A 12,349-nucleotide genomic window follows, 5' to 3' on the forward strand; every position below is an offset into this window, starting at 1 on the left:
GGTGAATACTTAGTTTGATGGTGAAAAGATAGAATTTAATGACATAATAAACGGTTATAATTGGAATAAATGAAAGTAAGGTGATGATGAAAAAGATGAAATTACTAGGTAAAGATTGAAAGATTTTTTTAATGAACATGGTTTTTGTTTCCTTTCCAAGGTTTGTGTGTTGTTAAATAAAAAAAGACCCTTAGGAGGGTCTTTGTGAAAAATTAAATATTTTTATTTATTATTAAAAACAAATTAATTATTTTCATCATTTAAAGTTTTTAAAAGTGTTTGATAAGTTTTTAATTGTTTTTTTTGATTATTAATTAAATTTTCTAAATTTTGTTTTAAGGCTAAAAGAGTATTTTTTTTTAGGATCATTGTTTGATAATTGTTGTATTTCGCTTTCTGTATTTATTTTTTTAACTGCATTTTCCCGAATTTTATATTTTAAATTAATTATATTTTCTTCAATAGAGTAATTAGTTATGTTTTGATTATTATTGCTAGCACTAGCAATATCTTTATTCATCCCCATTGCTTGTTGATTATTAGTAATTAAAAACAATCCTAATAAAGTAAATACAATAAACGCATTTAATAACAATAATAAATTATTTTTAATTTTAAACATTAATTAAATCTCCTTTTATTTTTATTCTTTTTTTATCACCAGTCATCGCTGGTTCTTTTATTATTTTCGGCTTCTTGGACTTTATCGTTATTGTGTTTATCTTCATAAAGAGATAAAGTTTTACGGACAGGGTTGAAGTAGAGGTTGAAATCGGTTAATTTGAAGTTAGAGTTGGAAACATGTGCACAACCAAGGTAATAGTCTTTGTCGTCGTCTAAGAAGTATTTAGGGCCTTTGTATTTAAGGATTAAGCAATTACCGCTTGAGTCTTCTTTGAATTGTTTTTCTAAATTAACATATAAATATAATTGACTGTCATCTTCTGTATCAAAACTAGAATATTCAAATTCATTAATGGAGGTTTCCTCATAAGTTAATCCTTTGTTATTCCAACGGTCGAAAGGATAACGGTCTTTGATGTAGTTGGCGAGGTTAGAGGGTTCTTTTTGGGTTTCGAGGCGGTTTTTGATGTTTCCTAATTCATAAAAATTGATGTTATCTTTGTTAGCGAGTTGTTTTTGATAATAACTGACTCCATTAAGGCCATCAAAGGTGTATTTGGCTTTAATCATTGTACATTTTTTATTATCGTCATACCATTCTTCAATGTTTTCGAATTTTGTTTTGATTAAACTAGGAATTTCTTTTTTTGGCGATTCTGGCAATTTAATGATGTTCATTTCGGTTAAAACGAAAAAACCAATCAATAAAAAAAGAAGTACCCCTAATATGATAAAAAACCATTTAATGATTTTTTTAATAATATTAAACATGATTAGTTCCTTTCGGGTAATTTATAACATACCAACATTTTAACACATTTGACTTTTTAATTTTAATTAAAACCATTTTTTGAACCAAGAAGTTACTTTATTAACATTTTCCTTTGCGCTTTTAACTCTTTGTCTTACATCTTCTTTAATACGATATTTTAAAGGTTGAATTGCGGCACTATAGCTGAGCTTTTGATCTTGGATAATTAAATCGATTTTTTTTAATTTTTCTGTTTTTTGTGTTAATTTCTCGCTTTTGGTTTTTAATGTTGATTTAGTTGTTTCATGGGCTTTTTGTTCGTCTTTTATTTGTTCTTTAAGTTTGTTGATTTCATGACGGAGTTCGGCGTTTTCTTCGATGTATTTACCTGAAGCGTTTTTTAAGTAAAAAACTAAAAAAATACCAACCAAAAACAAAAAACTCCACCAAAAAACCTATAAAAAAATCAAAAATAAATCAACTTCAAAGAAAAACAATTACAAAATCACCTATAATAAAAAAACCTTCAAAACAAATTACAAAAAAACAATCTAAAACCTACAAAAAATAATTGTTGAAACGCAAAAAATAAGATAATTGATTTGTAAAAATAATCAAAACATTAACAAACCCCATCCTTATTTTATTACTAATCACACTAATCGGAGGGGATTTATGGCTTTTCATTTCTAAATTCTTACCCGAAGTAGTAACCCAAATTGAACATGTAGCCTAAAGCTGCTTGGGGGGAACCAAAGATTTTGCTCATTATATATATAAACGTGGTAAGAATTTTTTAGAATGGCTAGGATTCCCTTTAAAACTAATTCCTTACATATTTAATAGTATTATTATTGCAATTGGCTTTATTTTTGGCTTATCTTGTATTGGAATTCCAGTTATAGGACCTTTTTTAGGTGGAACAATATTAATTGCAACAGCTATTTATGCAGGAATAATTTGGTATTTTAACGAACCAACCCCCAAAGGTGAAACGCCACCCCCAAATTTAGTAGAAGTTTATGATTTAGATGCTATCAAAGCAGCAGAAGAGACAAAAATAAAAAAAGAGTTAACAGAATATGCAAAAAAACTTTCTCAAGAAGGAAAATCATCATAAGAAATTGAACAAAAAACCAAAGAATTAAAAAAAAACAACTGAATCAAGGGATTCTAAACAAACCCCTCAACAACCAATCCAAAAACAAAAAGAAAAAAATACAAAAAGTTTATTGAATCCTGAACTTCAAAAACAAATAGAAGAAATAATGCAACAAGAAAGAGAAAAACAAAAGATTTTAGAAACCGAAAAGGGATATTTAAACATTAACCTTCAAGCTCAACAACTAGAAAAATTATCCCTTGAAGGAAAAATAATTGAATTACAATCCCAACTTAAATCTAAAGAAACAACACTCCAACAAACTAAAGATTTATCTGATGAAGAAAAAAATAAATTACAATCAGAAATCGAAGTAATAAAAAAAAATATTACAAACCAGAATGAATTAATAGTAAAAAAAGACAACGAGTTGATTTTATCAAAAGAAAAAATAACAACTTTAGAAAAACAATTGGCTTCAAATATTAAAGATGTAAATCAATTAAAAACTGAAATTGAACAAAAACAAACAGAATTATAAAACAAAGAACAAAAATTAATAGACCAAAAAAACTTATCAACAAACGAAATCAAACAATTAAATATTGAAATTAATAATTTAAGAAGCAATATTTAACAAAGTCAAATTAATTATCAAGCTCAATTATTACTTAAAGAAGAAGAAATTAACCAATTAAAACAAAATGAAGATAAACTAAAACAACAATTAACCCAAAAACAAGAAGAAACCACAAACTTAAGAGAACAACATTTAAAAACTTTGAAATAAATCCAAAAACAAATTGCAAATTATAAAAACATAGTTTCTGAACTTGAACAAGAAACCAACAACCCGAAAGAACAAATTGAAAAAAACAATGCAAATGCTAAACAATTACAAGAAAAATTATTAACTAAACAAACACAAATCAACAAAATCAGCCAAGAATTATTTAGTCTTTCAAATCAACAAATTTCTTTACAAAAATAATTAAATAATTTAACACAAACACTTGATGAATGGGAAAAGAATTGTGAAATTAAAGCCAACGAAAGAACAACAAATAAATATTTAATAAATTTCAAAACAGTTCATAGTAAAATATACTCTACTGAGCCTTTTAAAGTTGAAGTAATACCAATTTTAGAAGTGCAATCCCCGAGTAAATCCAAAAATAATTAATCACGACAAAACGCAAATAAACAAACAATAAATAGCCTATAAATGAATATAAAAATGTCAAGTATTACTATATACAATTTGATTTTTGGGGTAATGATTTCTACATAAAACCCAAAGACCAAAAGCCAATACAACGAATAAACCATATCGCAGATAATCAAGAAACTTGGCAATTTAAATTTAGTCACAATGTAAGTTTAACACCACCACCAAATAAACTCAATAATTATAAATCCATATTAGAACAAAAAAACTAATGATTTATCTGAAATTACACAAAAATTAACCAAAAAACAACAAGAATTAAATAAATATCAAAAAAAATTCACTGATTTAATTGCCAACCAAAAACCTGATGATACTTACAAAAAAGAATTAAACAATAAAGAAACCCACATCAAAACATTAAAAAATGAAATGCAAAAATTAGAAATTAAAGAACAAGGTTTTAAAAGTGAAATTGATACTTTGAAATTAGAAAACAAAAACCTCAAAGAAAAATATACTAACGATTTAAACAAAATCAAACAAGAACTAAACACATCTAAAATTGAAAACGAAAAACTTGAAAAAGAAATGCAAGAAATACAAGATGAATTAGTTAAAAACAATAATGCTGATGAAGTTTTGGTTAAACAATTAAACACAAAACAATCACAAATAAAAGAATTAAAAGGTAAAATCAAAACCTTAGAAACCAATGAAACTCAATTACAAACCATTATCCCACAAAAAGATGAAGAAATAACTTAACTACAACAAACTATTCAACAAAAAACCCAAGAAATCCAAAGATTGACAATTCAATTAAAACAACAAATAAATCTTTTCGCTGAACAAGGTAAAAAGATTTTACAATTAGAAGGAACAATTAAAGGGTTAGAAGCGGCCAATAGTGGATTAAGCGAAACCAACAAAGAATTACAACATGAAATTGATAAATTAAAAAATGAATTAGAATTAGCAAAAAAAACCCACAAAACAATGCAAGAAAAATTAGATAGAGAGATTGTTAAATTAACTAATAAAAACAAAGACTTAACAATCAATCAAAACAAATTAAAAACCCAAAATAAAGAATGGCAAACTAAATCAAATATCATCAAAACAACTATCGCGATAGGCGCCTTAGGTGGCCCGCCCCGCAGGCATGGTTGTAGGTGCAGCTACTGGTGTGGTTGTTAACGAAGTAATAGATGCATGGAAAACTCTAAAACGTTGGTGGTAACAATAATGCATATTTTTTGCATTATTGTTCTGTTTATGTTAAAATGATAATGAGTTAAATTAAAAAAAGGAAGTATTTTTAATATGTAATTATTTCAAAAATTAACGATTATAGGATTGTTATTTCTTCTTTTTGTTGTTATAATTCCTTTGTGTATTTATTTTTATCAAACTCAACAAAATAAAAAGAGAATTACAAAAACCAATTTAAAATCAACAATATTTTTTTATTATATTAAATTAATTTTGGGTACTTGGGTAATTGGAATAATTGCTTTCATTTGGTATATAAAAGTCAATACAACTAACCAAATTGATTCAAACACAAAACCAACAACCAAAATAGAAACACATGATAAATGGTTTCAAACAGAAAGTAAAAGTGGGAGAGATGAAAAAGGAGAGTATACCTTCATATAGAGTTGATTATAGCGAAAAAAACAAAGAAGTAATACAAACAATGAAAGCAAGTGAAATAACTCATCTTGAAATGGTTGGCTCCAATGGTTCTAAAACTAAAATCGAAGGAACACCAATGATTAAAAGAACCTATACCTTCTACGGGCTCGCTGGCCTAGGACACGGACACCACCCCGAATACGAACCAACTGACCTTGCCACATTCTGCAAAAACCCATTCAATGAATGGAATGAACCCCCTCCCCTTACCACCCTGGCTCCGATTTCGATTATTTCCACACAAATGATAAAGATAAAGATTCACAATTTGTAAATGATTTGCGAGTATCACACGTTAATCACACTGTAGGGGTAGAATACAAAGGCCCCAAATGCCTCATATGTAAAACCTACTATCTCCACTTCAACCCTAAACAAGGTTACATAACACTATATACACAAAAATTTAATAAAAAAGAAAATAAATAAAAAAATAGAAAAGAGAGAAAAATGTTAATTTTTAGATTAAAAAAACAATTATATTTATTAACAATGGTTTTATTTAGTTTTTTAGGATTATTTTTATTCACTAATAATCATCAAGTTATGGCGATGAATAATTTAAATGATGAAAATTCCATAAATAATGAACTTAATAAACTTTATTCAGAAAAAGAAGAATTAATTACTAAAATTTCATATTTGAGCGTTTATCACTTAGATGGTGATATAGAATTACGAAAACAATTAGATAATTTAGATAAAAAAATTGAAAAATTTTGTCAAAGACTTTCTGCTGTTAAAATTTTAAGTTATATAAATGAACAAATATGGCATTATTCATATGAACGCAATCAAATAGCGATTAAAACTTTAAGTCTTTCCAATCTAGACCCTTCAATAAAAGAACTTAATGTAAAACATCAACAAATAATTAAAAAGATTAAAAATCTAAGTCAAAAGCATATCAATTTACAATATAAATTAAATAATTAATTTAATTAAAAAAAACAAACCCAAATTATGTTAATGAAAATAATCTTGCAACCTCATATTAACAAATATTATTTTACTTCTTAATGACGTTTAAAATAATTATTTGAATTATTACTATATTTTTAAAACGTTTTAAAGGATAATATTTTAATTATTTATTTTTTTATTAGTTAATTAATTTTCTTAATCTTTATTTTTAAAGATAATTACGTAAAAAAATTATTTTATTTAGATTCAGTCTTTAAAAACTCTTAAAATAAATTATAAATATTTTTCTTGTTGACATAAATCTATTTGGAGTTATAATGAAAGTAATTGAATTATTTATTAATTGTCTTTAGTATAACTCAAAAGAAAAAAAGTCAACATAAAAAAATAGTAAATCTTTTAAAAAAGGATATTATAAGATGGAATACAATTAAAAGAAGTGGTGTGTTAAAAGTTATTGTGTTTGAATCATTTATTAATTTTTTGGTTAATGCAGTTAATTATTGCGAATTTTTTTTTATTCTTATTTACCTTTTACAGAATTTACAAAATTCTTTATAAACCTTATTATTATCTTTTTGAAAAAAAATATAAAATTTGTTTTTAAGGGACAAGAATATAAATTCCAACATCAATTATAAAGAAAAAAATGTTTTATCCATTGGTTCACCGCTATTGAGACTTTTTTCATTACAATCACTTTATATCCCTTTTTATTGAAACTTTGGATTTCCACACTTGGAAAGAATTATTTATTTTTGTTTTATATTATTTATACTATTTATATTTTTTTCTCCTGCTATAATTTTTTTAATATTTTTGCTGTTTTCAAAACAAAAAAGAAAATTTAAAAAAAATATATATAGAGAAAATAATTGAAAATATAAGTTAAATCAAAATCAAATCGTATTGTTAACTTTTTTAATAAAAAAATAAATCTTAATTAAGACTCTCATCACGAGAGTCTTTTTTTTTATATCCAATTTTAAAAAGGAGCAACAAAATGCAAATAACTAATCTAAACCAAAGAACCTCGCAATGGTATAACCATCGACAAAAATACATTAATGCATCAGAAATAGGTAGCATCACTGGAAATGATAAATTCCAAACCTTAGAACAATTAGTTCATGATAAAATATTTGGAACTACTTTCACAAGCAATAAATACACTGAACATGGAATTAAAAACGAACCACTAGCACGCAGTTTCTTTGAAAAAACAACTAAATTAAAATTCCCTTATGCAATCTTTACGGATGATGAAGTCCAAATGTTTTCTGCCTCACTTGATGGATATAATTCTAAAACCAACACTTTGTTAGAAATCAAATGCCCTTATGTTGACGAAAACAACAACATATTGCCAAAATTTTATATAAATTATTTTTAATTTATTTTAATGTTTAGCCTTTAAAAAGAGGTTACCTTTTTGCACATTTTTTTGACTAAATAACATAATTACGTAAAAAAATAATTATATTTTCATTTTATATGGGATTTTTTCACTTTTTTTACTTAAATATATAGTGTAAAGGTAAAATATTTAAAAAAAATATCTTTTGAAACTAAAGAATTATCAAAAAAAAGTTTAGACACTTTTTGGAATGAAAACAATATTTCTTTAGTTTGAAAAGATATGAAATTATCTATTAATTTTTAGTCTTAAAGAGTCATTTTAAAATAAAAAGTTGTATTAAAAAACGGAACACCTCAGATGATGGAACAAAAGAATATTATAATTTATTTACTCATAAATTAGTTAAAAAAATTGATAAAGATGATAAAATTTGGGAATATGAACCTAATAACCGTATGTTATTAAAGTCAACTGATAAATACCATACTGTGACTTTATATGGTGGTTCTCGTGGGAAAATGATTAAAAAAATTTATCAAATGGCGTTTGGATGGAATATAATTCTGTTAATGAAAAATTAATGAAACGTAAAAATATTGATAATTCTATTGAAGAATTTGATAATAATGAAGAAAAATTTAAAGGAATAGATAAAAACGGTAAAGTTAAATTTTTTAAAACTAAACTTTATCAAAATATTTCGGATTTTAAGAAATTATTTATTAATGATAAAGGTTTGGAGCTGCTGGATTTAATTTGAATAATTAAAGAAAATAAGTATAAAAATATTCAAAGACTAGCAGAGCGAATTGGGCGGGATAGCCGATGGATATTAAGATTAACTATTATATACCCCTCCTATAAAGTCCCCTTTAGGGGATTTAGGGGGGGGTATTTTAAAATAATACATAAAAAACTCCCTAAATTTCCTCTCCATTATAAAGGGGAGGTGTTTTAAATAAAACCAAACACAACCCCTTAACGCGCTGAAGCGATAACAAAAATTATAAGTAAACACAAATAAAAGAAGAATAAAAATAACCCCCCAGTTGCGCGCGATCCCTTTTTTAAATATTATTTAATATTTTTTTCAATTTATCATTTTCTGTTATAATATAAGTGTATTAACTATCTACATAATAAATATAAAATAATAAATATAAAATAATAAATATAAAATAATAAATATAAAATAATAAATATAAAATAATAAATATAAAATAATAAATATAAAATAATAAATATAAAATAATAAATATAAAATAATAAATATAAAATAATAAATATAAAATAATAAATATAAAAAAACATCTAAAAAATGTTAAAATTATTATTGATCTTACATATATATTTCAGTAGATAGTTAAATATATGTAGGATCTTTTTTGTATATTTTAATCTTTATCACCTTTTTAGTTTTTATTGGTTCTATCTTTAACATTATAAAAACAATCATAACATGGATTATAAAACCATTTAAATTATTAATTATAAGTGTTATAAAAATTATAAAATGGATTATTATTCTTTAAATCATCCATTAAACAAACAATTACAACTGATAAAGATTTTAATTTTGAATTACAAAAAAAGATAACTGATTTGTAATATAAAAATAATTTAATGATAAAGTATATCAAAGAACAAAACAACAATCAAAGGAGAAAACAAAATTGGAAAACAATAATCAACAAAAATCAAAAAATATGATCTTTATCATTTGGGGATTATTTATAAGCACAGTTATTCTTGTTCTTTTAATTATTTTATTATTAGCCGTTAATAAACCTCAAACTAGAATTGAAACTCAAAAGCAACAACATTTAAAATTTAAAACTGATACCGAAAAAGATAAAACATATAATAGGCTTATCAATAAGAAAGAAAAAGAAGCGGATAAATTAACCCCTCAACCAGAATCATCAAAATCTAATCTTGAATATCCAAATACAATAATAAAATTACCCGATGGATTTGAGGAAACTACAGAATATAACCAAGATACAGGTAAAAAACTTAAAGTCTCTACAATAAAGGAATCTACAAATTTCATCACTAAAATTATATATTTTGATGAAAATGAAAAATATTCAAAAATGTATGAATACGATCAAGATACAGGTTTCATTCTTACAAAAACATATTACAACCCAGATGGAACTATTAAACAAATTATTTGTTATTAATAATGAATAAAATATAGGCTCCTAATTTAATAGGGGATTTTAAAATATAAAAATTGTCTCCCGCGAAATGTTAATTTTAATCAATCTATTAATTTTATAATACCCATTATGAAGTTTCAAATAATATATTAATATAATCCTCTCTCTTTTTTATATAAACTCAATAAAAGCGTACACTACAAGTTCACTAGATTCCAAAATGATTAAAAGTTCTAACCCCACTCCTATAAAATCTCCTTTTTGGGGATTTAGGTGGTTTTTATATCAAAAATAAACAGGCTATCGGGTTAAAAAATCCATCTTAAATATAAATATGTTTTTTCAAAGCCGACACTTTTATGATACTTTCAATAGCTAAAATTCTTTGTCAAAACTAAACCTTTTTAAGAATAGTGATATTTTATATATTATATCGATAATGATAATGATGCTTGATATTTGATATTATCGTTATATCTTTTATCTATAATTATTATGTTTCGATATATAAATAACTCCCTATTTTTCCTTTCCAATTATTGAAAAAGAGTTTTTTTAAATTCTAAACCAAACAAAATCCCCTAATACGCTGAAGCGCTAACAAAACTAATAAATATAAAAGATAAAAAAATAAAATAAATAACATTAATTAGATAATGATTTCAAATATCCCAAAGGAGGACTGATAACCTAATTTAGAAAAAAGCCAATTTTTACTATAAAAAGAAATAAATTTCCTATTTTTTTATTAATTATATCAAAAGAATCTAAAAATAATCGCGGTTCTTGTGTTTTTATAAAACCTGCGCTGTTGCGTTTTTTTAGACAACTTTTGTCTCTAAAATTATTCTTTAAGACTTTAAAATTAATAGATAATTTCATATCTTTTCAAACTAAAGAAATATTGTTTTCATTCAAAAAAGTGTCTAAACTTTTTTTGATAATTCTTTTAGTTTCAAAAGATATTTTTTTAAATATTTTATCCTTACACTATATATTTAAGTAAAAAAAGTTAAAATTCCGTTAAGAAAATGAAATTATAATTATTTTTTTACGTAATTATGTTATTTTGGTCAAAAAAATGTGCAAAAAGGTAACCTCTTTTTCAAGGCTAAACATTAAAATAAATTAAAAAATAATTTATATAAGATTTTGGCAATATTGGGAAGGAGATGAATAATTTAATTTAGCTAAAATCCATTGATTGTTCCAAAATTTAGGGAAATAATTGATTATTTTTTTTACTTTTTTGGTTGATTTTTGAAATAAAAAAGGATGTTGATGTTGTAAGATAGTTTTCATTTGGCCGAAAAAGTTTTCAATTACAGCGTTATCGCGTGGAGTTACTTTTCTTGACATACTTGTTTAGTGTTTTTTATTTCTAAAGTTTGAAGTTTTTTATTAGGAAAAAATATGTTTATAATAGTTTGTTTAATAAAAACAATTGTATTTTTAATTAATTTAAAAATAGGTTTAAAACCAGTAATGATTAATATTGTAAATAGAGTTGTTTGGATTCCATCCAATCTTCTTTCCATGATTTCAGTAGCGGTAAATCCTTTAGTGTAATTTAATATAAAATTACTAATTATTGTAAATATTGAAAAAATCCACATTATTTCCTACTTTCTTAATAATTTTTATAAAATTTATTCATTTGGTTTTAGGTAATTTCTTTTTATTTTTAAAGGTTTTGTTGGAATGATGCAAATTTATCCATTTACCTTTGTGGTTTTTGGTGGTTGAACGGTCTTTAAAGTAAGTTCCTCGGTATGCTTCGGTCATTGCATCGCTCATATTATTTCTCCTTTTATTTTAATTGAAGTTTTTTGACTTCATCTTTAATTGGTTTTGACATTTTAAAACTAACAACCGTTTTTGCGGGTATTTTTAAGTTTTTACCAGTTCTTTTTCCTGTTTTTTTGCCTGTTTGTTTATTGATGATGAATTTAGTTTCTGGGGTTGTGTGGGCTTTTCTAGTTTTTAAGATGAATTTACCAATTTTAGAGGATAAAACCACTTCTTCATTTGATGTGATTGCTTTAATTAGAGCATTCTCAAATGAGTTGTAAAACTCTTCTGTTTGGGTTATTGAGGTTTTATTTATCTCAGCTATTGATTTAATTAATTCTTTTTTATTCATATTTTTTTCTCCTTTTTTTATAAAAAAAGTCCCTTTTGGGGACTTAATTTTTTAAATATTATTTAGTTTTGTTGTCTAAAAAGATGACGTTTTGGATAATTACTTTGGTGGTGGTTCGCGTTTTACCTTCGTTTGTGGTATATTTTTGGATGGATAATGCGCCTTCTGCATATATTTTTTGAACCTTTATTTAAATATGTACTCATGTTTTCAGCTTGATTTCTAAAAACGACACAAGGGATGTATTGCACTTTATCTTTATTGTTAATTGCTAAATTGAAATCTATTTTAGGGATTTGATCGTTGTTGCTATTGATATATTGTTTTTCTAGGTTATGAGCGATATTACCGATTAATTGGACTTTATTTAACATTTTATTTCTCCTTATTTTTATAATTTGGGTTTAGTTT

The 12,349-nt window shown here is 24.6% G+C and carries 12 protein-coding genes and 5 pseudogenes; 9 read left to right on the forward strand and 8 right to left on the reverse strand.

The window, feature by feature from the left end; translation table 11 throughout:
* Window positions 1–310: 310 nt before the first annotated feature.
* The 3 genes from N747_RS03525 to N747_RS0103060 form a co-directional block, all read right to left on the reverse strand.
* The gene (locus tag N747_RS03525; protein ID WP_240992316.1) at window positions 311–622 is read right to left on the reverse strand and encodes an SVM family protein; all 312 of its coding nucleotides are present in this window, start codon (window positions 620–622) and stop codon (window positions 311–313) included.
* 35 nt (window positions 623–657) lie between these two features.
* The gene (locus tag N747_RS0103050) at window positions 658–1,395 is read right to left on the reverse strand and encodes a hypothetical protein (RefSeq protein WP_024563736.1); all 738 of its coding nucleotides are present in this window, start codon (window positions 1,393–1,395) and stop codon (window positions 658–660) included.
* 66 nt (window positions 1,396–1,461) lie between these two features.
* Complete coding sequence (locus tag N747_RS0103060; protein ID WP_240992317.1) at window positions 1,462–1,806, reverse strand: chromosome partitioning protein ParA; 345 nt, start codon at window positions 1,804–1,806, stop codon at window positions 1,462–1,464.
* Window positions 1,807–2,117: 311 nt separating this feature from the next.
* Between N747_RS0103060 and N747_RS04140 the strand changes: the two genes are divergently transcribed.
* From N747_RS04140 to N747_RS0103110, 9 genes and pseudogenes are all read left to right on the forward strand, one after another.
* A complete protein-coding gene (locus tag N747_RS04140) occupies window positions 2,118–2,495 on the forward strand; it encodes a hypothetical protein (protein WP_240992318.1) in 378 nt (125 codons plus the stop codon).
* Between the two features lie 112 nt (window positions 2,496–2,607).
* Window positions 2,608–3,018, forward strand: a complete 411-nt coding sequence (locus N747_RS04145; protein ID WP_024563738.1) for a hypothetical protein — start codon at window positions 2,608–2,610, stop codon at window positions 3,016–3,018.
* A 1,059-nt stretch (window positions 3,019–4,077) separates the two neighbouring features.
* The gene (locus tag N747_RS03665) at window positions 4,078–4,413 is read left to right on the forward strand and encodes a kinetochore Spc7 family protein (RefSeq protein WP_024563739.1); all 336 of its coding nucleotides are present in this window, start codon (window positions 4,078–4,080) and stop codon (window positions 4,411–4,413) included.
* Between the two features lie 42 nt (window positions 4,414–4,455).
* Complete coding sequence (locus N747_RS03670) at window positions 4,456–4,845, forward strand: hypothetical protein (protein ID WP_024563740.1); 390 nt, start codon at window positions 4,456–4,458, stop codon at window positions 4,843–4,845.
* A gap of 433 nt (window positions 4,846–5,278) precedes the next feature.
* Window positions 5,279–5,620 carry a hypothetical protein gene (locus N747_RS04150; RefSeq protein WP_024563742.1) on the forward strand — a complete coding sequence of 114 codons (342 nt, stop codon included), beginning with the start codon at window positions 5,279–5,281 and terminating at the stop codon, window positions 5,618–5,620.
* A 176-nt stretch (window positions 5,621–5,796) separates the two neighbouring features.
* Entirely contained in the window at window positions 5,797–6,282 is a 486-nt protein-coding gene (locus N747_RS03540) for an SVM family protein (RefSeq protein WP_038251831.1), read from the forward strand.
* 991 nt (window positions 6,283–7,273) lie between these two features.
* Window positions 7,274–7,633: pseudogene (locus N747_RS0103100) on the forward strand (lambda-exonuclease family protein); the annotation flags it as partial.
* Between the two features lie 353 nt (window positions 7,634–7,986).
* Window positions 7,987–8,372 (forward strand): annotated as a pseudogene (locus N747_RS03545) (DUF2963 domain-containing protein); the annotation flags it as partial.
* Window positions 8,373–9,303: 931 nt separating this feature from the next.
* Entirely contained in the window at window positions 9,304–9,816 is a 513-nt protein-coding gene (locus N747_RS0103110; RefSeq protein ID WP_024563746.1) for a hypothetical protein, read from the forward strand.
* Window positions 9,817–10,935: 1,119 nt separating this feature from the next.
* Here the strand turns inward: N747_RS0103110 and N747_RS0103120 are convergent.
* The 5 genes and pseudogenes from N747_RS0103120 to N747_RS03550 all read right to left on the reverse strand — a co-directional run.
* A pseudogene (locus tag N747_RS0103120) lies at window positions 10,936–11,157 on the reverse strand (IS3 family transposase); the annotation flags it as partial.
* Window positions 11,142–11,411, reverse strand: a pseudogene (locus N747_RS0103125) (hypothetical protein); the annotation flags it as partial. The pseudogenes N747_RS0103125 and N747_RS0103120, both read right to left, overlap by 16 nt.
* A 37-nt stretch (window positions 11,412–11,448) precedes the next feature.
* Window positions 11,449–11,592, reverse strand: a complete 144-nt coding sequence (locus N747_RS04155; protein ID WP_240992319.1) for a hypothetical protein — start codon at window positions 11,590–11,592, stop codon at window positions 11,449–11,451.
* A 13-nt stretch (window positions 11,593–11,605) separates the two neighbouring features.
* Window positions 11,606–11,938, reverse strand: a complete 333-nt coding sequence (locus N747_RS0103135) for an HU family DNA-binding protein (protein ID WP_024563749.1) — start codon at window positions 11,936–11,938, stop codon at window positions 11,606–11,608.
* A gap of 58 nt (window positions 11,939–11,996) precedes the next feature.
* Window positions 11,997–12,312, reverse strand: a pseudogene (locus N747_RS03550) (single-stranded DNA-binding protein).
* Window positions 12,313–12,349 lie beyond the last annotated feature (37 nt).

Origin of the sequence: Candidatus Phytoplasma tritici, assembly GCF_000495255.1 — a bacterium.
Taxonomy (GTDB): Bacteria; Bacillota_I; Bacilli_A; order Acholeplasmatales; family Acholeplasmataceae; genus Phytoplasma; species Phytoplasma tritici.

Excerpts from the sequence above, each read along its gene's own strand:
- N747_RS03525 (WP_240992316.1), bottom strand. The coding sequence starts at position 622 with ATGTTTAAAATTAAAAATAATTTATTATTGTTATTAAATGCGTTTATT.
- N747_RS0103050 (WP_024563736.1), bottom strand. The coding sequence starts at position 1,395 with ATGTTTAATATTATTAAAAAAATCATTAAATGGTTTTTTATCATATTA.
- N747_RS03665 (WP_024563739.1), top strand. The coding sequence starts at position 4,078 with ATGCAAAAATTAGAAATTAAAGAACAAGGTTTTAAAAGTGAAATTGAT.
- N747_RS04150 (WP_024563742.1), top strand. The coding sequence starts at position 5,279 with ATGAAAAAGGAGAGTATACCTTCATATAGAGTTGATTATAGCGAAAAA.
- N747_RS03540 (WP_038251831.1), top strand. The coding sequence starts at position 5,797 with ATGTTAATTTTTAGATTAAAAAAACAATTATATTTATTAACAATGGTT.
- N747_RS04155 (WP_240992319.1), bottom strand. The coding sequence starts at position 11,592 with ATGAGCGATGCAATGACCGAAGCATACCGAGGAACTTACTTTAAAGAC.
- N747_RS0103135 (WP_024563749.1), bottom strand. The coding sequence starts at position 11,938 with ATGAATAAAAAAGAATTAATTAAATCAATAGCTGAGATAAATAAAACC.